Below are 19,763 nucleotides of genomic sequence, written 5' to 3' on the forward strand. Positions count from 1 at the left end.
GCCCGCCCAGAGGTGTTCCTGGCTTTGGTGGTCGCTCTCGTCTACCTGAACCAGGTGCTCTTCACCGTGTTCGTGCTGCGCGTCCACGGCGGGGACACGTCGTTCATCGCGCGATACCTGCCGGACGGCTGGTTCGCGCTGGCGGACGGCTCCTCCATGCGCGCCTTGGCGGAGCACTTCCCGGCGCCCGAACTGCTGGCACCGTCCGTCTTGCGGGTACAGGCGTTCCTTGAGCTTCCGCTCGTGCTGCTTGCCTATGTCACGGTGCTGAGGTGGTTGGATCGCGGCTTGTACCGGCGCCTGGCGGGCTCATGGCTGGTGTGGGCGGCGTCCTTCTTCTACACGTTCGTCTTCTGCGTGGTCGAGTGGGACCTGCACAACCCCTACACGGTGGACGACATCGTGATCCGTGCCTGCTCCGCCGTGGTGACCCCGTTGCTGCTCTGGTGGCTGGCAGACCGGGAGGACGACGCTCCCGAGCAGGCATCGTTCGCGCAGATGCTTCTCTTCGCCGTCTCCGTGTGGGCTCTGGGGCATCTTGTGCTGACCGTGTACGACACCGCCCTCCTCTACAACCTCGGCCACCTGAGCGGACGCCTGCCGGGCGCGGCCGCCGCCCTATGCGTTCTCGTAGCCGCGCGCTTGGCCTCGTCCAGGCTGCGCGACGGTGAGCCCGGCGTCGCGCTGTCGTTCGTGGCCAGTGGCCTGAGATGGGCGCTGGCCCTCTTCTTCGTCCCGGCTCTGGCCGTCCGCTACGGCGTGAATTTCGGCACACCGCTGGTCGCTGTGGCGGCGGCCTCGGCCATCTGCCTGGCCGCCGCCATACACGTGCGGCGAGAGACCCTGTCAGGCGTCGGCGCGACGCGCATCGCCCTCTGGGCGGCGCAAACAGCGGTCGCGCTCCTTGCCGGTGCCGCAGCCGGGTACGCGGCGCTCAGGCTGGTCACCGACACCTACTACGAGGCGGGCCTCCTGCGGGCGGCCGGCATCGCCTTCGCCGTGGTCGTCGTCGTGTGCGCCGCGACCGACCGGTGGCTCGCCCGCCGCACCGGAGCCGCCGCGGTCCCGTGAGCGGGGGTGTGACGTATCTGGGGTGGCGGGCGCTGAAGGAGACGTGAGCGTCCGGCCGATGTGAGCGGGCTTCGGCCGGACGCCTTTCCCCCGGCGGGCCCGCTTCCCCCGGTCGGGCCCGCCGGGGGCTCCACGCTGGAACGGTCCCGTCAGGCGGGCGGAATTGGTGCGTCGTCCGGCGGGCGCAGTTCGTCGGTGTAGCTGACGGGCAGCCGGCGCATCACGCCCGACTCGTCGACGGAGTACTGGCCGAGCCGCCACAGCGGCGGCGAGTAGGCGTGGATGGAGACGCTGGCCTCCTCCACGCCGGTGAGCCGGTGGATGTGGTCGGGGCCGAAGGCGAACGACTCGCCCTCCCGGACCACGGTGCGCAGCGGGTCGCCCCCCATGCGCGGGTTGTTCTCCTCGATGGCCCCGGCGACGACGCGGACGGCGCCCGACGACACGTCGTGGTCGTGCCATCCGGTGTCGTTCTCCGGCGTCCAGCACAGCAGCCAGACGTCCACGTGCTCGTCCCGGTGGAGGGAGGCGTAGTGGCGCCGCCCCTCGGGGAACTCGACCTGGGGCCGCCACAGATCGGGCCGCTCCGCCAGGCCGTCGACCAGCTCCCGCAGCTCGCGCTTGTCGAGGGGGCGGCCGGGCAGGTTCTCCAGGCCGGTGGCGCGGGGCAGGACCTCCGAGGACACGGGTGCTCCTTTCCGAACTGACGCAGGGCGCGGCGAAGCCGCTGAACAGCGGTACTGAACCGCATCAGTTAACCGTTTCAGTGAACCGCTTCAGGAGTCATGCCGTCAAGGTCGCGCTCCTTGCCCTGTCGGTGGCGGCCTCTAGGGTTGGAGGGATGTCGGAGAAGCGCAAGCGCGCGACCATCCGGGAAGTGGCGCAGGCGACCGGTTTGTCGCCTGCGGCGGTGTCGTACGCGCTGCGCGGCATCCAGACCTCGGAGGAGACGCAGGAGCGGGTCCGCGCGGCGGCGGACGAGCTCGGCTACGAGGCCCACCCGATCGCCCGCGCCCTGGCCAGCGGCCGCACCGACCAGGTCGGGCTGCTGTGCGGCTCCCTGGAGGACTACTGGCAGCAGTCCCTCGCGGTCGGCATCGGCCGCGCGTTGCTCGCCCGCGACCGCTACGCCCTCATCGTGGACGCGGGCGGCGACCCCGAGCGGGAGCTGGCCCTCGCCCGCCGGCTGCGCGACCAGCGGGTGGACGGGCTGATCGTCCAGCCGCTCGACCCGTCCGCCGCGCTGTGGTCGGAGCTGGCCGGCACCGTCCCGGTCGTGTCGATCGGCGACGCGCTGCACGGCGGCCAGGCGCAGGGCGAGGTCGTGTTCGACAACCGGCGCGGCGTCACGCTCGCGCTGGAGCACCTGCACGGCCTCGGGCACCAGCGCGTCACCGTGTTCACCCCGACCCGCGCGAGCACCCCCGACCGTCCCGCCGACGTGCACGTCAATGCCGAGGCCGAGCGGCTCGGGCTGCGCGTGGACGTGGTGGTCGTGCCGCAGTCGCTCGCCGCGGCCACCGAGGTCGCGACGCGGGTGCTCGGCGGCCCCGACCGGCCGTCCGCGGTGTTCTGCTTCGCCGACTCGATCGCCTACGGCGTCTACGCCGCGACCCGCGCGCTCGGCCTCGCCGTCCCCGGCGACGTGGCGGTCTGCGGGTACGACAACCATCCGATGTCGGCGCTGCTCACGCCGCCGCTCACCACCGTCGACTGGGACATCGACGGCATCGTCCACTCCGCCGTCCGGCTCGTCGTCGACGTCATCGACGGCAAGCCGCGCAAGCGCCGCGTGGTGCGCGAGCCGGCGCTGCGCGTCCGCGCCTCCACCGGCGGCCGGGCGGAGTAGGGCCGGGTCAGGGATGCAGCCGGGCGAGCCGGGGCAGCAGGTCCGCCGCCGCCGCGATGTCGGCGTCGAGCGGCCGGTCCTCGACGCGCGGGTCGAGGACGGCGGCGGCCAGGTCCGTCGCCGCCCGCAGCGGCCCGCCGGACGGCGCGCGCCCCTGCATCCGCAGCGCCCGCGCGGCGGCGACCAGCTCGCAGCCGAGCCCGAGCCGGTAGGCGGCGACGGCGTCGGTCGTCGCGCGCGCCGACTGGGTCGAGAAGCCCGCGTGCTCCTCCACGCCGCGCGACAGCACCGCGCTGCCGAGCGCCGCCGGCGTCGCCAGGCGCCGGACGTCGGCGAGGCACGAGTGCGCCACGTACTCCAGGATCATGATCCCGGACGACGCCTCCGTGGCGCCCTGGAACGGGTAGAGGCCGGTGAACGACGGCTCGGCGAGCGTCCCGAGCCGGGCGGCGGCGAGCGCCATCGTCTGGAACAGCGCGGCGCGCGCCGAGTCCAGCGCGAGGCCGACGTACGCGGTGTGGAAGTTGCCGTTGTGCCAGACCCGCCGCCCGGCGACGTCGACCAGCGGGTTCTCGGCGGCGGCGTTGATCTCCCGGGTGACGACCTCCTCGGCGTACCGCGCCGCCTCCAGCGCGGGCCCGTGCACCTGCGGGAACGCCCGGTACCCGTACGGGTCCTGGATGCGCATCGGCGCGGGCCGGTCGAAGGCGAGCAGCGCCCGCATCGCCGCCGCGGTGTCGCGCTGGCCGGGGTGCGGGCACGCGTCCTGCACCGCCTCGGCGTAGGGCTCCTCCGAGCCCCGCACGGCGAAGTGCGACAGCGCCGCGACGACCGTCGAGGCGCGCAGCAGTTCGCGCAGGTCGGCGACCGCGAGCGCCGCCTCCCCGAGCGTGGCGGCGTTGGAGCTGATGAACGCGAGCGCGTCGGCGGAGCCGAGCCGGTAGCCCGGTCCGCGCGGCGCCGCCCCGTCCGGGTCGGCGCTCCCGTCCGGGTCGGCCAGCCACGCCCGCTCGCCGAGCAGGCACAGCGCGGTCGACGCCAGCGCCGTCAGGTCGCCGGTGCCGATCGCCCCGTACACCGGCACCGGAGGAAGGAGGCCCAGATTGAGGACGTCCGCGAGGGCGCCCAGCACGCCCGGTTCCACCCCCGACCCGCCCGCCGCGATCTGGTTCAGCCGGACGGTCAGCATCGCCCGGACGATCTCCGGGGCGACGAGGGGCCCGGCCCCGGCGGCGTGGCTGCGCAGCAGGCGCAGGCCGTGCGCGTCGGCGTCCTCCCACTCCACGTCCACCACGCGGTTCGCGCCGACGCCGGTCGTCCGCCCGTACACCGGCTGCGTCGCGGCGGCCTCGCGGGCGGTCCGCCAGGCGGCGCGGGCCCGCTCGACCCCCTCCGAGGCCATGACGATCGTCACATCCGAACGGGCCGCGGCCACCACCTGGCGGCAGGTGAGCGCGGTTCCGTCGATAACGATTCGGCTGTTCTCCACGCGGCTACGCTACTTTCCCCTGTTTACCGGTAGTTATGCTCGACAACCGACGTTCCGGACAAGCTGGGACACCGAGGTGACCGTACCCATTGGTTACGGTTGGCGGGTAGGCCGAAATCGATCATCGGCGTCGCGGGCGCCCAACGAGGACGTGAATCGTTGATCACCTTTGAGGGCGTCACCAAGCGCTACCCGGGCGGCACCGTCGCCCTGGACGATGTCAGCCTCGAATGCCCCACCGGGCGCATCACCGTGTTCGTCGGCACGTCCGGCGGCGGCAAGACCACCGCGCTGCGGACCATCAACCGGATGGTCGACCCGACCTCCGGCCGCGTCCTCATCGACGGGCGGGACGTGCGCGAGCGCAAGCCGGCCGAGCTGCGGCGCGGCATCGGCTACGTCATCCAGCACGCCGGGCTGTTCCCGCACCGCACCATCGTCGACAACATCGCCACCGTCCCCTACCTCGTCGGCTGGAACAAGAAGAAGGCGCGCGAGCGGGCGCTGGAGCTGATGGAGCGGGTCGGGCTCGACCCCGCGATGGGGAAGCGCTACCCGTTCCAGCTGTCCGGCGGGCAGCAGCAGCGCGTCGGCGTCGCGCGGGCGCTCGCCGCCGACCCGCCGATCATGCTGATGGACGAGCCGTTCAGCGCCGTCGACCCCGTCGTCCGCGGCGAGCTGCAGGACGAGTTCCTCCGCCTCCAGGACGAACTGCACAAGACGATCGTGTTCGTCACCCACGACATCGACGAGGCCATCAAGCTCGGCGACCGGATCGCGGTGTTCGAGACCGGCGGCCGGCTCGTCCAGGTCGACAGCCCCGAGGACCTCCTCGCCCGGCCCGCGAACGACTTCGTCGCCGGGTTCATCGGGCGCGACCGCGGCATCCGGCGGCTGTCGTTCGTCCCGTCCGCGTCCGTGCCGCTGAACGAGCGCGGCGTCCTGCCCGCCGACACCCCGGTGAGCGAGGCGCCCGCCGAGGGCTGGGTCCTGGTCGTGGACGGCGACCGGCGTCCCCTCGGCTGGGCCGCGGCCGACGTCCTGCCGTCCGCCGGCGTGCTCGGCGACGCGCGGCTCGCGCCGGTCGGGCACACCTTCGACACCGAGACCGACTCGGTCCGGGCCGCGCTGGACGCCGCGATCCTGTCGCCGTCCGGCCGCGCCGTGAGCGTCGACGCCGCCGGGCGGCTCGTCGGCATCGCCGACCAGCAGGACCTGACCACCGCCATCGCCCGCTCCGGCACCGGCACCGACGCGGACGCGGCGGAGCCCAGCGCTGACGCCGAATCCAGCGCGGACGCCGAGCCCGGCGCGCCGTCCCTTGCCAAGGAGGGCGGCTGATGGACATCGACTGGGGCTGGATCGGCGAGCACACCGACTCGCTGGGCGAGCACGCCGTCCTGCACCTGCGGCTCGCGCTGCTGCCGGTGCTGTTCGGGCTGCTCATCTCGCTGCCGCTCGGCGTGCTGTGCCGCCGCTGGGGCTGGCTCTACCCGCCCGCGCTGACGCTGTCGAACGTGCTGTACGCGATCCCGTCGCTCGCGCTGTTCATGCTGTTCATCGACTACACCGGGCTCAACCCGTCCACGGTGATGATCCCGCTGACCCTCTACAGCCTGTCGGTGCTCGTCCCGAACGTGGTGGACGGCCTGGCGTCGGTGTCCGAGCCGGTCCGGCAGGCCGCCACCGCGATGGGCTTCGGGCCGCTGCGCCGGCTGCTGCAGGTCGAGCTGCCGATCGCGGTCCCGATCGTCATCGCCGGGACGCGGGTCGCCGCCGTCTCCTCCATCAGCCTCGTCGCGGTCGGCCAGCTGATCGGGCAGGGCGGGCTCGGCGAGGACATCATCCGCGGCTACCAGCTGCAGTTCCAGACGCAGATCATCGCCGCGACCGTCCTGATCATCCTGCTGGCCCTGGTGACGGACGCGATCCTCGTCACCGTCCAGCGCCTGCTCACGCCGTGGGCCCGGGCGGCCCGGGGGGCCTCGTGAACGACGTGTGGAACCAGATCGACCTGTTCTGGACGTGGCTGACCGCCTCGTCCCAGTGGCACGGCGCCGACGGCATCCCGCACCGGCTGCTCCAGCACCTCTACTACAGCGGCGTGTCGCTCGCGGCCGCCGCGGTGATCGGGCTGGCGCTCGGCCTGCTCATCGGGCACACCGGACGCGGCGGCTTCCTCGCCATCACGGTCGCGAACTTCGCCCGCGCGATCCCCACCTTCGGGCTCATCCTGTTCATCGTCGTGATCGAGTACAGCATCACGCCGGTGCTGGTGGCGCTGGTGGCGCTCGCCGTCCCGCCGATTCTGGTGAACACCTTCGAGGGCGTCCGCGGCGTCGACGCCGACGCCAAGGACGCGGCGCGCGGCATGGGCATGACCGGCTGGGGCGTGCTGTGGCACGCGGAGCTGCCGATGGCGCTGCCGCTGATCCTGCTCGGGCTGCGCACGTCGGCGATCCAGGTCGTCGCGACCGCCACCATCGCCGCCTACCCCGGCTTCGGCGGCCTCGGCCGCTACATCATCGACGGGCTGGCCCGCAACGACTACCAGCTCGTCATCGGGGGGACCGTGCTCGTCGTCCTGCTCGCCCTGATCGTCCAGCTCGCCTTCGCGGCGCTGCGCCGCGTCGTGATCTCGCCGGGACTGCTCGGCTCCGCCCGTTCCTCCTGATCGACCGAAGGACAAGGACCATGAAGAAACTCATCCGTGGCGCGGCGATCGGCCTCGCGGCCGCCCTCACGCTGTCCGCCTGCGGCGGCGGGGACTCGTCCGGCGACGACAAGAACCCCCTCGCCGGCGGCGGCAAGAGCGGCACGATCACCGTCGGCGGCGCCAACTTCCCCGAGAGCAACCTGCTCGGCGAGGTCTACGCGCAGGCGCTGGAGGCCAAGGGCCTCAAGGTGACCCGCAAGTTCAACATCGGCGCCCGCGAGATCTACTACGACCAGGTCGTCAAGGGCGGCATCAGCGTGATGCCGGAGTACAACGGCGCCCTGCTCACCACCTCGGTCGACAAGAACAGCACCGCCGCGACCACCGAGGAGATCAACGCCGCCCTCAAGGCCAAGCTGCCGCCGTCGGTGGAGATCCTCGACTCGGCCCAGGCCGAGGACAAGGACTCCGTCACCGTCAATCCGCAGACGGCCGCCAAGTACAACCTGAAGTCCATCGCCGACCTCAAGCCGGTCGCCAAGGACCTCGTCATCGCCGGGCCGTCGGAGTTCAAGACCCGCCAGCAGGGCCTCGTCGGCCTCCAGAAGGTCTACGGCCTGGAGTTCAAGAAGTTCCAGCCGTTCGACGCGGGCGCCCAGGCCACCCTGGTGAAGCTGCTCACCGAGAACAAGATCCAGGCCGCCGACCTGTTCACGACCGACCCGACCATCCAGCAGAACAAGCTGGTCGTCCTGGAGGACCCGGAGAACGTCTTCAGCGCCCAGAACGTCACGCCGCTGATCAACAAGGAGGCGGTGAACGACGAGGCGAAGGCGGCGCTGAACGGCGTCTCCGCCAAGCTCACCACCCAGGACCTCCTGGACATGATGAAGCGCATCGCCATCGACAAGGACGACCAGGAGAAGGTCGCCGAGGAGTGGCTGAAGAAGTCCGGCCTGGCCTGACCCTCACTACGACAGGGCCCGTCGCGCACCGCGCGGCGGGCTCTGCCGTTCTCGGGGGCCGTTCTCGGGGGCCGGTCAGGGCGCTGGGGCGACGCGTTTGCTGTAGGACGTGATCGGGGCGGTCTCGACGCGTTCGACGCCGTCCAGTGACCCGATCCGGCCGGCGAGGTAGGCGTAGAGGGCGTCCTCGTCGCGGCAGACGGCGATGGCCAGGAGGTTGTGCGGTCCGGTGGTCGCGCCGACGAAGGCCGCTTCGGCGTCGCCCGCCAGGGCCCGGGCGGTGGCGGCGAGCCGGGACGGGACGACGGTCAGCCAGAGCAGGCATTGGGCCGTGAAGCCGAGCAGCGCCGGGTCGACCTCGACGTCGAAGTGCAGCGTGCCGGACCGGCACAGGGCCTCCAGCCTGCGGCGGACCGCCGACTCCGACCAGCCGACGCGGCGCGCCAGGCCAGGGTAGGCGGCGCGGCCGTCGGCCGCCAGGGCGGGCAGCAGCCGCCGGTCGAGGTCACGGAGGACGACCGGGGCGGCGCCGACCGGGTCGGTGCCGGCGGGGGCGGGCGGCGGCCGGAGCGCGGAGACCTGCTCGGCGGTGAGCGCCGACGTCCGGCCGAACCAGCGGCGGTCCATCAGGTGGCGCAGCAGCCGCTCCGCCCGCACGTCGAGGATCCGCGGGTCGCGGGCCAGCTCCGCGAGCGGGGCGGGCCGTCCGGCGGGCGCGCGCAGGACGCAGACGATCCCGGTGCCGCTCGACAGCACGGTCACCCACGCGGTGTCGGGCCGCCGCGCCAGCGACCGGGCCAGCGCGCCGGCGGCGGCGGGCGGCACGCGCAGGCGCACCAGCCATTCGGCGTGGCCGAGGCCGCGCGTGTCGACGACGGCGGTGACGCGGGCGGCGCCCGCGGCGCGCAGCCGGGCGAAGCGGCGGGCCACCGTCCGGTCGGACACGTCGAGCACGCCGGCGATCCTGCTGAAGGGGGCGCGCCCGTCGAGATGGAGCGCGTGCAGCAGCCGCAGGTCGACCGGGTCGAGGGTGACCGAATCCACCCGATGATGGTAGTTCGATGTCGGATCGCGGCGTCTGCCCCGCCCGTGGGGGACGGGACGGCGGTCGCCGTTGCAGCATCCCCGTATGGCAGACGACACGCACGACATCCGCGGCTTCCACCACGCCGGCATCGTGACCCGCGATCTGGACGCGCTGGAGCGCACCTACCTCTCGTTCGGGTTCACGCTGAGCCCCCGTTCCCGGCACCTGCTGAACGAGCGCCCCGGCGAGCCGCCGGTGCCGGGATGCACGGCCAACCGGTGCGCCCTCTTCGGCGGCGCCTACATCGAACTCCTGGGCATCGTGGACGAGTCGGCGCCCGACCCCTGGCGCACCAAGGCGATGGTCGCCGACTACGAGGGGTTCCGGCTGCTGAACTTCGACACCGGCGACGCCGAGGCCACCGACCGGCGGCTGACCGCCGGGGGGCTGCGCACCTCCGGCGTCCTCGACCTCGAACGCGACGTCGACACCGAGGACGGGACGCGCACCATGCGGGCCCGCGCCCTGCACCTCGACCCGCGCACGACCCCGGAGGCGTACGTGGGGATCGCGCAGCACCTCACCCGCGAGTACGTCCACCAGCCGCGCCACCTGCGGCATCCCAACGGCGCGCGGGCCCTGGAGGCGGTGCTGATCGTGGTGGACGACGGCGAGGCCGACGCGGTCACCGCCCGGTACGCCAGCATCCTGCGGACCGAGCCCCGGACGCGGGGGCCGCGCACGGTGCTGGACCTGGCGGCCGGACGGCTGGAGCTCGTCCGGGCCTCGCGCGCGGAGGAGGTGCTGCCCGGCGAGCCCGCCCCGGCCAAGTCCTACCTGGCCGCGATGACCGTCGCGGTGGACGACGTCGCCGCCGCGCGCGCGATCGTCGAGGCCGGCGGCACCGCGACCCGCGCCGCCGACGGCGGTTTCACCGTGTCCGCCCGCGACGCCCACGGCGCCGCCCTGCTCTTCACCGCCCGATGATCGCCGAGACGGCCGCGGGCCGCGTCCGCGGCGTCGCCGCCGGCCCGGTCACCGCCTTCCGCGGCATCCCCTACGCGCTCGCCGACCGGTTCGCCGCGCCCCGGCCGGTGCCGCCGCGGCCCGGCGTCCGGGACGCCGCCGGGCCGGGCCCGGCCGCACCGCAGCCCCCGTCCCGCCTGGAAGGAGTGATGGGCGCCTTCCAGACGCCGCAGGCCGAGCAGTGCCTGTACCTGAACGTGTGGGCGCCGCCGGGCGACGGCCGCCCGGTCCTGGTCTTCCTGCACGGCGGCGGGTACACCAGCGGCTCGGGAGGGGTCGGCTGGTACGACGGCGCCGAACTCGCCGCCGAGGGCGACATCGTCGTGGTGACCCTCAACTACCGCCTCGGCGCGCTCGGCTTCCTCCGCCTGCCCGGGGTGAGCGAGGGGAACCTCGGGCTGCTCGACCAGCTCGCGGCCCTGCACTGGGTCCGCGACAACATCGCCGCGTTCGGCGGCGACCCGGACCACATCACCGTGTCCGGCCAGTCCGCCGGTGCCCAGTCCATCCTGGCGCTGCTCTCCGGCGGACGGGCCCGCGGGCTGTTCCGGCGCGCGATCCTGCAGAGCACCCCGGCGGGCATGCTTCCCGACCAGGTGGACGATGCCGAGCGCACCGGCCGCCTGCTCCTGGACGAACTGGGCATCGACCCCGGCCGGGCCGACCGCCTCGCCCGCGTCCCGGTCACCGCGCTGCTGGCCGCCCAGGGCGCGGTCGCCCGCCGCACCGCCGTCCCGCTCAGCGCCGTCCCGCCGTTCCAGCTGGTCGCCGACGGCGACCTGGTCGCGGCCGACCCGGTGGGCGAGGTCGGCGCGCGCGCCGCCGACGGCGTCGAGCTGCTGATGGGCACCACCCGCGACGAGGCGGCGGCGTTCTTCGCCCTCGACGACCGAGTGGCGGCGCTCGGCCCGGACGACCTGGCGCGCGTCGCCGCCGACTGGTTCGGCGACCCCGGCCGCGCCGCACCGGACGGCCGGACGGCCACGCGGATCGCCATCGACCTGGCCACCGAGCAGCTGTTCGACGAACCGACGCGGCGGCTGGCGCGGGCGCTCACCGAGCACGGGGCGGTGCCATGGCTCTACCGCTTCGACTGGCATCCGCCGCAGAGCCCCTACGGCGCCTGCCACTGCATCGAGCTGCCGTTCACCCTGGGCAGCGCGGCGGCCTGGCGCGACGCGCCGATGCTCGCCGGCGAACGGCCCGCCGGCCTGGTCGAGCGGGTGCGCCGCGCCTGGACCGGCTTCGTCCGCGAAGGCGACCCCGGTCTGCCCGCCGGCACCGTCCACCACTTCACCTGACCGCGCGCGGGGCGTCAGCCGACCTTCAGGTGGGCGATCACGGGGTCGTGGTCGGACGGGTAGGTATCGCCGTCCCGGTAGGGGTCGATCTCCGCCCAGACCGTGCGGACGGCACCGCGCGCCAGGATCCAGTCGATGCGCCGGCCGTCCCTCTCCGGCGGGAGCCAGTGGTTCTCGGAGCGGTACTGCGGGCCGTGCCGGCCGGCGGTCGTCCACGTGTCGCGGAAGGCGTCGGCGCCGGTGAGGATCGAGTACACCGGCGACGCGCCGGCCGCGGCGTTGAAGTCGCCGGTGAGCACCACGGGCACGCCCGCGTCGAACGCGCGGACGCGGTCGAGGATCAGCCGGGCGCTCCTCACCCGCGAGTCCGCGGACATGTTGTCCAGGTGCGTGTTGGCCTGGTATAGCACCGCTCCGGTGCGGCGGTCGCGGAGCTTGGCCCAGGTCACCATCCGGACGTAGCGGTTGCCCCAGGTGGCCGAGCCGATGACGGACGGGGTGTCGGACAGCCAGAAGTGGTCGAAGTCGAGCACCTCGAACCGGTCCCGGCGGTAGAAGACCGCCAGGAACTGGTCGCGGGTGCCGCCCTGGCTGCCGAGGCCGACCCAGCCGTAGTCCTTCAGCACCCGAGTCAGATCCTTCACCTGGTACCAGCGGGCCTCCTGCACGCCCAGCAGGTCGGGGCGGTGGCGGCGCAGGACGCGCTCGACGAGCGGCAGCCGGGTCTTCCAGTCCCTCGGCGGCGGATCGTTCACGCCGCGCAGGTTGTAGGTCATCACGCGGACCGTCCCGTCGTCGTCCGCCCTCGGCGCGCCCAACACGAAACCGGACACGAGCACCGCCGCCGCGGCGGCGACCAGCGGCCAGAACCAGCGCCGGCGCCGGACACGTCCGAGCATCGCTCCCCTCCCGCCGCTTCGAGGATAGTCTCGGCGCCTTGGGCGGGCCGGTCTGGTTTTCGGTACCGCCCTTCATCTCCGAGGGCCGCCACGACATGGCGGCGCGCCTCAGTGAACGAACGGCAGCAACTCGTGCCTTGCGCCCGGCGTCGGCTGCCCGGTGATGCGCACACCGTCCTCCTGGTGCCAGCGAAAACTCAAGAAAACGGCGGCGGCCAAGCCGAGAATCCATGCGACCGGGGTCACGATGAACAGGAACTCCGGATCCCCATAATGGCCGGACTCGAAACGGAATATCTCGAACGACCCCGCCGCGACGACCAGCAGTGCCAGTGCGACCAGGCCCAGCCAGCGGCGCCGTGCCCTCCTGGTGCGCTGGACGGAGTGGACTCGCAGCCGAACCACACCGTCACAGGCGCCGCACCGCACCTCCATGACGCTGCTTCCCTGGTCGGGGCGTAGGACTTCTATCGGAGACACCCTGTAGCGGTTCACGATCGTGTCGCCGACCTGGCGTGTGCTCACCATATGGTGCAGCTGCACGGAGTGGCGCCTGCCTATCGCGCGCAATTCTCACTCTCCCAACGTGCGCCGTGGTCCGTATCAAGACTGGCAGCGCCGCGCCCCATTGATCCATGGTCTCGGACAAAAAGCCGGTCGGTAGACAGCCGATTCGGAGGCCGCCTGCGATCTTGGATCTCCGTGCAATACCGGACGCGTGGCCGACCAAGAAGGGGAAACAGCACTGTCCTGGTTGAGGGCTCGGTCGCCCCCTGCACCCTCGTCCTGGGCCGCGCCCGGGACTGGAGCAGTGCCTGCGCGGCTGCGGAGGGCGCACCTTTCGTCCCCCTGAGGATTTCCGCAGGAGGTGAGGTGTGGTGACGCGGCGGGATCCGATGGTTTGCCCCATGGGGCCGGTACCGGCCCGGAAAATAGCGTCGTCCGCGTGGAGATCAAGAAATCGGTGACGGTGCGGGTGGCGCGGTGGAGTGCGCGGCGGCCCTGGACGGCGATCGGGCTGTGGACGCTGTTCGTCGTGCTGTGCCTGGCGCTCGGCGGCGCCGCCGGCACCAACAAGATCAGCGACGCGGAGTCCGGGGTCGGGGAGTCGGGCCGGGCCGGGCGCATCGCGGAGTCCGGGCACTTCCCGGAGAAGCCCGAGGAGAACGTCCTCATCACGCGCACCGAGGGCGGGAAACTCGACGCCCGGACGGCCAGGGCCGCCGCCGCGGACGTCGTCCGGCGGATGAAGGCGCTCCCCGAGGTCGAGTCGGTCGGACGCCCCGTCCGGTCGCCCGACGGCACCGCCGTGCTCGTGCCGGTGACCATGAAGGGCGACACCGAGACCGCCGACCGCCGCGTGGACCCGCTGCTCGCGCAGAGCGCGGAGGTGCAGCGGGCCAACCCGGGCCTGCGCGTGGAGCAGGTCGGGACGGGCTCGACGGCCAAAGGGCTCGGTGAGACGCTCGGCGAGGACTTCAAGCGGGCCGAGTTCATCAGCCTGCCGCTCACCCTGCTGATCATGCTGGTGGTGTTCGGCGCCGTCATCGCCGCGGGCGTGCCGGTGGCGCTGGCGCTGTCGTCGGTCGCCGCCGCGATGGGGCTGTCCGCGCTGGTCTCGCACGTGCTGCCCGCGACGAGCGCGATCAGCAACGTGATCCTGCTGATGGGGATGGCGGTCGGCGTCGACTACTCGCTGTTCTACCTCAAGCGGGAGCGGGAGGAGCGGCGCCGGGGCCGGCCGGACGCGATCGAGATCGCGGCGGAGACGTCCGGGCACACGGTCGTCGTGTCCGGCATGACGGTGATCGTCGCGATGGCCGGGCTCTACCTGGCCGGCGAGGCGACGTTCTCGTCCCTCGCCACCGGCTCGATCATCGTCGTCGCGGTCGCCGTGCTCGCGTCCCTCACCGTGCTGCCCGCGCTGCTGGCCAAGCTCGGACGCTGGACGGACCGCCCGAGGATCCCCGTCCTGTGGCGCCTCACCCTCCGCCAGGGCGAGTCGCGGCTGTGGCCCGCGCTGCTGCGCCCCGCGCTGAACCACCCGGCGGTCACCCTGGCGGTCTCCACCGGGCTGCTCCTCCTGCTGGCCGCCCCCGCGCTGGACATGCGGCTCAAGCAGCCGGGCTCGGACGACCTGTCCCGCGACATCGCCGTCGTGCGGTCGATGGACCGGCTGACCCACGCGTTCCCCAGCGAGGGGACCGTCCACGAGGTCGCGGTGCGCGCCCCGGCCGACCGGTCGGACGAGGTCGAGACGGCCCTCGCCGCCCTGGCCCGCCGCACGGCCGCCGACCCGCTCTTCGCGCACGACCGGCGTCCCGCCGTCAAGGCGTCGGCCGACCGCCGGGTGCACCTGATCGGCATCGCCACCCCGCACACGCCCAACAGCGACGGCGCCCGCCGCTCACTGGAGACGCTCCGCGCCTGGGTGCCGCAGGCGGTCGGCGCCGTCCCCGGAGCCGAGTACGCCGTCACCGGCAAGGTCGCCGAGGGCGTCGACTTCACCGACCACCTGGAGAAACGACTGCCGCTGGTGGTCGGCTTCGTCCTGCTCCTGACCCTCGTGACGATGGGCCTCATCTTCCGCTCGCCCGCGATCGCGCTGTCGACCACCCTGCTCAACCTGCTGTCGGCGGGCGCGGCGTTCGGGGTTCTCGTGGCGGTCTTCCAGCACACCTGGGCGGAGAACCTGCTGGACTTCACGTCCTCCGGCGCGGTCGTCTCCTGGCTGCCGCTGTTCCTGTTCGTGATGCTGTTCGGATTGTCGATGGACTACCACGTGTTCGTCGTGAGCCGGATCCGCGAGGCCGCCCGGCACGGCCTGCCCACCCGGGACGCCGTCCGCGAGGGCATCACCCGCTCGGCCGGCGTCGTCACCAGCGCCGCGATCGTCATGGTCGCCGTCTTCTCGATCTTCGGGACGCTCAGCATGGTCGAGTTCAAGCAGCTCGGCGTCGGCCTGGCGGCCGCCATCCTGATCGACGCGGTCGTCATCCGCATCTTCGTCCTGCCGGCTCTGATGGCGCTTCTGGGCTCCTGGAACTGGTGGCCGAACCGTCCGTCCCCGCGGCACCACCACTTTCCCCAGGCGCCGGCCCATCCCCATCCTCCGTACCCTCCGCATCTGCTGCGCAGGCCGTGAGCGGGGCGGCCTCCAGTGCAACGTGCCTGACCCCACTGGCTCGGGTCAGGCACGTTGCGACACAAGGGCGGATGGGGGCGCTTCGCCTACCGGGTGGTGCAGACCCAGGTGATCCAGCGGCCGCCGCCTGCGTTGTTGATGGCGTTGCGTTGGGCTGCGGCCTTGGTGGAGCCGTGGCCGCCCCAGTACTTGTTGGTTCTGGAGTTGAAAGCGACGGCGCCGCAGCCGTTGACGAAGGTGGTGAGGACCTTGCAGCCGGAGGTGGGGCACTCGTTGAGTGCCCGTCTCCTGGCGGCTGCCGCGCTGTCGTAGTCCCAAGCCTTGCCGATCGCGCCGTTCCGTCCTACGGCGATGGCGCCATAGTTCTGCGGAGGCGGTGAGTAGGTCGGCGCCGAGGTGGTCGGCTCCGAAGTGGGGAAGGACGGCGGGCTGTACGTGGGCGGCGTCGGGAGACCCGAGTACGTGGGCCTCGAAGCCACCGATGTCGTGCTCGGGCGATCATCATCGTCGTCGGACCAGAACAGCACGGCCGCGCCGCCGCCGACCAGCAGCAGGAAGCCCGTGACGGCCACGATGACGACGATCATCCCGTTGCCGCCCTTCGGCGGCCGAGGGCCGGACGGGCCCCAACCGGGAGGACCGCCGGGCGGCGGCCCCCAACCGGGAGGGCCGGGAGGACCGGCCGGAGGCCGATGGGGCGGCGGGCCGCCGTGGGGCGGCGGTGGAGGATGCACGGTGAAAGCCCCCGGAGTGCGTTGTTATACGGAAGATCGTGGTGAATCCTTCATCGGACGGAGGGGCGGTCTGCGCGGTTCCCCGTTCGCCCGCATCGGCCGTCTGCGGAGTGCGACGCCGTTCGAATCCGCTACTTGTTCGCGAATGGAGCCGATAGGGCGGGGTGCGTCAGAAACCCCCGTAGGGGCGCGGCAGCGGGCGGTCGCCGAGATGTGGATCATGGTCGGCGCGCCGAGGGGCGGGGGCGACCTGTGCGTCCGAGTCATGAATGGACTGGACGAAGGGATCTTTCGCTGTCGTTGTCCTCACCGTCAGCGGGTCACGGCAGGGCGCGGACCGTCCGGGCAATTGCGATCCCTCAAGGCAGGGCAGGGGCCGGTGGGGCTCGCCGAGTTCTGTCGGACGCCGCCGTCCTGCAGATGCACGTGGGTGCGTGGCCGGGGTCGCCGCGCTCCTGGCGGTGAGTGCGTGGCCGGGCCTTCTAGCGGAGCAAGGACCGCTGATGCAGGTGGACGGCTGGGCCGGCCACTGGCGGGTGGGTGCTCACGTCCCGGTTGTTGTGGGTTGCTGTCACGTTGGTTGCGGTCGCCGGTTCCAGATGGGTGAGCATGGTTGCGGTAGGTGCGGGGTGCGGCCCGCACCTGCCTACCGGGTGGTGCAGACCCAGGTGATCCAGCGACCGCCGCCTGCGTTGTTGATGGCGTTGCGTTGGGCTGCGGCCTTGGTGGAGCCGTGGCCGCCCCAGTACTTGTTGGTTCTGGAGTTGTACGCGACGGCCCCGCACCCATTGACGAAGGTCGTGAGGACCTTGCAGCCCGAGGTGGGGCACTCGTTCAGCGCGCGCCTCCTGGCGGCCGCCGGGGTGTCGTAGTCCCACGCCTTGCCGATCGCGCCGTTCCGTCCTACGGCGATGGCTCCATAGTTCTGCGGAGGCGGTGAGTACGTCGGCTCGGGGGTCGGATCCGAGGTGGGGAAGGACGGAGGGCTGTACGTGGGCGGGCTGTAGGTGGGCGGCGTGGGAAGACCCGAGTACGAGGGCCTCGAAGCCACCGACGTCGTGCTCGGAGAGTCATCGTCGTCCGACCAGAACAGCACGGCCGCGCCACCGCCGACCAGCAGCAGGAAGCCCGTGACGGCCACGATGACGACGACCATCCCGTTACCGCCCTTCGGCGGCCGAGGGCCGGACGGGCCCCAACCGGGAGGACCACCGGGAGGCGGGCCCCAACCAGGGGGACCGGGAGGGCCGGGAGGGCCGGCCGGAGGCCGGTGAGGCGGCTGGCCGCTATAGGGCGGTTGCGGTGGTTGCACGGTGAAAGCCCCCGGAGTGCGTCGACATCCGGAAGATCATAGCGATTCCTCCATTCGTCGGCCATGGGCGGCGACAGAATTCAGTCCCCTAGGGAATGTTCGCTACTTTGTTCGAATGGATCGGATATCATGGGAGGGAGTGAGGGGGAGTGATGATGTCGGCTCAGCCGTTGTTCCGTGTCGCTGATTGCGAACCCTCACCGCCCCTTCCGCGGCCCGTCCCGGACCTGACCGGCGACCTGGGGAGCCTGTCCGACGCCGAACTGCTGGACGCCGCGGTCGCCGCGCGCCGCCAGACCTCCTGGGCGCAGGCCCGCGAACTGGCCGCGATCGCCGAACTCACCCGCCGCCGCACCGCCGACGAGGAGAAGGAAGAGCCCGACTTCCGGGTCCTGTCGGCGCACGAATCGGTGATCGAGGAGGTCGGGGCCGCGCTGACGGTCACCGGGAACGCTGCAGCAACCCTGGTCGATCTGGCCGAACGCCTCCACACCGTCCTCCCCGGCACGCGGCAGGCCCTTGCGGCCGGACGCATCGACCTCGCGCGGGCCCGCGTCATCGCCGACGCCTGCCAATCCCTGCCCGGGCACCTCGCCGCACGCATCGAGGCCGCGATCCTGGACGAGGCCCCGATTCGCACGACTGGGCAACTGCGCCGCAGACTCAAGGCCCTCACCAAGCGTCTCGCTCCCGAGGAGTCAGACGAACGCGCCCGCGCGACCGTCAAGAACCGCCGCCTCGAACTGTGGGAGACACCCGCCGGCACCGCCGCCCTCGCCCTCACCGACATCACCCTCGAAGACGCGCACGCCGCGCACAACAAGATCAGTGCGGCGGCCCACGGCATCAAGGCGAGCGGCGACCCTCGCACCCTCCATCAGCTTCGCGCCGACCTGGCCACCCGTCTCCTCCAGGGCGCCACCCTCCCGGACGCCGTCCGCGCCACCTTCGACGCCGCCACGTCCACCAATCCGCCCACACCGACCTGGCCCGCTGGTCTGGACGGGCCATCGGCGGAAGAACGGCCCGCGCCGCACGCGGCCCAGCCTGTAATGCCGCGAGTCCTTGCCACCGCATCTCTTGATGGCGCAGCGGGTGCCGAACAACCCCAGGACATGGACGGCCGTCGGCATCTGAGCGCCGTTCCGTCTACTAACGACGCCGCCCCGCACGAGGCTCTACGACAGCAGGTCGCCGAGGCGGTGCAACGCTGCCTCACCCACGTTCACCGCCAGGCCCGCGCCACCGGCACCCTGGACCGGCTCCCCGCCGCGATCGGCGAAACCGTCCAGCACTTGCACCACGAATTCGCCGAGCCCCGAGCCACGGCCTGCCGCGACGGCCTCGACCAGCACGGACAGCCCGGATACCGGCCCTCCACCGCGCTCCGCCGCGAGATCGCCGAACGCCACCCCACCTGCGTGTTCCCCACCTGCAACCAGCCCGCTCACCGCTGCGACGTCGACCACACCGTCCCCTGGCCGACCGGCGCCACCTGCCGCTGCAACCTCGCGCCACTCTGCCGCCGACATCATCGGACGAAACAGTCACGCGGCTGGAAGCTCACGCAGATCTGGCCGGGCTTGCTTGTCTGGATCACTCCGTCCGGCACCTGGCATGTCACCCGTCCCAGCCGGGAGTGACTCGCCCGGTCTCGCAGTCACTCGCGCCATTCTGTCGCCGGCATCATCGGACGAAGCAGTAACGCGGCTGGAGGCTCACCCAGATCTCTCGACGCCCCATACGTGCGCGAGCTGGCCGCGGACGGCGGGGACCGAGGTGAAGGCCACCTTCGGGCACCTGGCACATCACCCGTCCGACCCGGGAATGACTCGCCCGGTCTCGCAGCCAGCGGAGGAGCAGGCCCTCCCTTGATCACCAAGCTGAGCAACCCGTCAACCTCCCGCCCCTGCCGCAGCACTCGCACCTGCCCACCGACCTAGGCACGGGGCCGTGACCGGTCGAGTTGGCGCGTGCAGATTGGGGCTGGGCTTGGTCGCTGTTGATCGAATCGGGGTTGCGTCGGGGCATCTCGTGTGGGGCGAGTGTGATGTCGGCGTCTGGTGGGCTGGGCGTGTTGACCTCAAGCGCGCTTGAGGGGTGAGAGTGACCTTCATGAGTGCAACAGGCAGTGTCACGCAGTCGCGGCAGGACGAGGTCGAGGCGATCAAGGTGGTTGTCGCCGCGGTTGAACACTGACCCTTTTTCATCGGTCTGGGGAGATGGTGATCACGAAGTGATCGCGATGCTGGCGTTCGGCCGGTGAAGCGAAGAAGCCCCTGTTAGACG

17 protein-coding genes are annotated in these 19,763 nt (G+C 72.3%); 10 read left to right on the forward strand and 7 right to left on the reverse strand.

What is annotated here, in order from left to right:
• Positions 1 to 24 precede the first annotated feature (24 nt).
• Entirely contained in the window at positions 25 to 1,071 is a 1,047-nt protein-coding gene (locus AB0K34_RS31615; protein ID WP_364552719.1) for a hypothetical protein, read from the forward strand.
• Positions 1,072 to 1,220: 149 nt separating this feature from the next.
• On the opposite strand, the gene AB0K34_RS31620 is transcribed toward AB0K34_RS31615, so the two are convergent.
• Positions 1,221 to 1,757, reverse strand: a complete 537-nt coding sequence (locus AB0K34_RS31620; protein ID WP_138641203.1) for a cysteine dioxygenase family protein — start codon at positions 1,755 to 1,757, stop codon at positions 1,221 to 1,223.
• A gap of 155 nt (positions 1,758 to 1,912) precedes the next feature.
• Between AB0K34_RS31620 and AB0K34_RS31625 the strand changes: the two genes are divergently transcribed.
• The gene (locus AB0K34_RS31625) at positions 1,913 to 2,920 is read left to right on the forward strand and encodes a LacI family DNA-binding transcriptional regulator (RefSeq protein ID WP_364552721.1); all 1,008 of its coding nucleotides are present in this window, start codon (positions 1,913 to 1,915) and stop codon (positions 2,918 to 2,920) included.
• A 7-nt stretch (positions 2,921 to 2,927) separates the two neighbouring features.
• On the opposite strand, the gene AB0K34_RS31630 is transcribed toward AB0K34_RS31625, so the two are convergent.
• On the reverse strand, positions 2,928 to 4,409 hold the full coding sequence (locus AB0K34_RS31630) for an aromatic amino acid ammonia-lyase (protein WP_364552723.1): 1,482 nt from the start codon (positions 4,407 to 4,409) through the stop codon (positions 2,928 to 2,930).
• A gap of 159 nt (positions 4,410 to 4,568) precedes the next feature.
• Between AB0K34_RS31630 and AB0K34_RS31635 the strand changes: the two genes are divergently transcribed.
• From AB0K34_RS31635 to AB0K34_RS31650, 4 genes are read left to right on the forward strand one after another with little or no spacing between them, the layout of a single operon-like run.
• Positions 4,569 to 5,750, forward strand: coding sequence for an ATP-binding cassette domain-containing protein (locus AB0K34_RS31635; protein ID WP_364552724.1), 1,182 nt, complete (start codon positions 4,569 to 4,571; stop codon positions 5,748 to 5,750).
• Entirely contained in the window at positions 5,750 to 6,400 is a 651-nt protein-coding gene (locus AB0K34_RS31640) for an ABC transporter permease (RefSeq protein ID WP_138641199.1), read from the forward strand. The genes AB0K34_RS31635 and AB0K34_RS31640 overlap by 1 nt, the downstream gene beginning before the upstream one ends.
• Positions 6,397 to 7,083, forward strand: a complete 687-nt coding sequence (locus AB0K34_RS31645) for an ABC transporter permease (protein WP_301178192.1) — start codon at positions 6,397 to 6,399, stop codon at positions 7,081 to 7,083. Before AB0K34_RS31640 ends, AB0K34_RS31645 begins: the two co-directional genes overlap by 4 nt.
• Before the next feature lie 20 nt (positions 7,084 to 7,103).
• A complete protein-coding gene (locus tag AB0K34_RS31650) occupies positions 7,104 to 8,030 on the forward strand; it encodes an ABC transporter substrate-binding protein (RefSeq protein WP_138641197.1) in 927 nt (308 codons plus the stop codon).
• Between the two features lie 75 nt (positions 8,031 to 8,105).
• Here the strand turns inward: AB0K34_RS31650 and AB0K34_RS31655 are convergent, their stop codons facing one another.
• Positions 8,106 to 9,074: an AsnC family transcriptional regulator gene (locus AB0K34_RS31655; RefSeq protein ID WP_364552725.1), complete on the reverse strand. Its 969-nt coding sequence runs from the start codon at positions 9,072 to 9,074 to the stop codon at positions 8,106 to 8,108.
• Between the two features lie 85 nt (positions 9,075 to 9,159).
• On the opposite strand from AB0K34_RS31655, the gene AB0K34_RS31660 reads away from it, so the two are divergent.
• Together AB0K34_RS31660 and AB0K34_RS31665 are read left to right on the forward strand one after the other, a co-directional pair.
• Positions 9,160 to 10,044, forward strand: coding sequence for a VOC family protein (locus tag AB0K34_RS31660; protein WP_364552726.1), 885 nt, complete (start codon positions 9,160 to 9,162; stop codon positions 10,042 to 10,044).
• The gene (locus tag AB0K34_RS31665) at positions 10,041 to 11,384 is read left to right on the forward strand and encodes a carboxylesterase family protein (RefSeq protein ID WP_364552728.1); all 1,344 of its coding nucleotides are present in this window, start codon (positions 10,041 to 10,043) and stop codon (positions 11,382 to 11,384) included. The genes AB0K34_RS31660 and AB0K34_RS31665 overlap by 4 nt, the downstream gene beginning before the upstream one ends.
• 14 nt (positions 11,385 to 11,398) lie before the next feature.
• On the opposite strand, the gene AB0K34_RS31670 is transcribed toward AB0K34_RS31665, so the two are convergent.
• Entirely contained in the window at positions 11,399 to 12,283 is an 885-nt protein-coding gene (locus tag AB0K34_RS31670; RefSeq protein WP_364552729.1) for an endonuclease/exonuclease/phosphatase family protein, read from the reverse strand.
• Positions 12,284 to 12,391: 108 nt separating this feature from the next.
• Positions 12,392 to 12,826 carry a hypothetical protein gene (locus AB0K34_RS31675; RefSeq protein WP_364552730.1) on the reverse strand — a complete coding sequence of 145 codons (435 nt, stop codon included), beginning with the start codon at positions 12,824 to 12,826 and terminating at the stop codon, positions 12,392 to 12,394.
• A gap of 403 nt (positions 12,827 to 13,229) precedes the next feature.
• On the opposite strand from AB0K34_RS31675, the gene AB0K34_RS31680 reads away from it, so the two are divergent.
• Positions 13,230 to 15,428, forward strand: coding sequence for an MMPL family transporter (locus AB0K34_RS31680; RefSeq protein WP_364552731.1), 2,199 nt, complete (start codon positions 13,230 to 13,232; stop codon positions 15,426 to 15,428).
• Between the two features lie 86 nt (positions 15,429 to 15,514).
• On the opposite strand, the gene AB0K34_RS31685 is transcribed toward AB0K34_RS31680, so the two are convergent.
• Both AB0K34_RS31685 and AB0K34_RS31690 read right to left on the reverse strand, forming a co-directional pair.
• Positions 15,515 to 16,015, reverse strand: coding sequence for a DUF4189 domain-containing protein (locus AB0K34_RS31685; protein WP_138640348.1), 501 nt, complete (start codon positions 16,013 to 16,015; stop codon positions 15,515 to 15,517).
• A gap of 793 nt (positions 16,016 to 16,808) precedes the next feature.
• A complete protein-coding gene (locus tag AB0K34_RS31690; protein ID WP_138640346.1) occupies positions 16,809 to 17,318 on the reverse strand; it encodes a DUF4189 domain-containing protein in 510 nt (169 codons plus the stop codon).
• 326 nt (positions 17,319 to 17,644) lie between these two features.
• On the opposite strand from AB0K34_RS31690, the gene AB0K34_RS31695 reads away from it, so the two are divergent.
• Entirely contained in the window at positions 17,645 to 19,117 is a 1,473-nt protein-coding gene (locus AB0K34_RS31695) for a DUF222 domain-containing protein (protein ID WP_364552732.1), read from the forward strand.
• Positions 19,118 to 19,763 lie beyond the last annotated feature (646 nt).

Source organism: Actinomadura sp. NPDC049382 (genome assembly GCF_040677125.1).
Classification (GTDB): domain Bacteria; phylum Actinomycetota; class Actinomycetes; order Streptosporangiales; family Streptosporangiaceae; genus Spirillospora; species Spirillospora geliboluensis.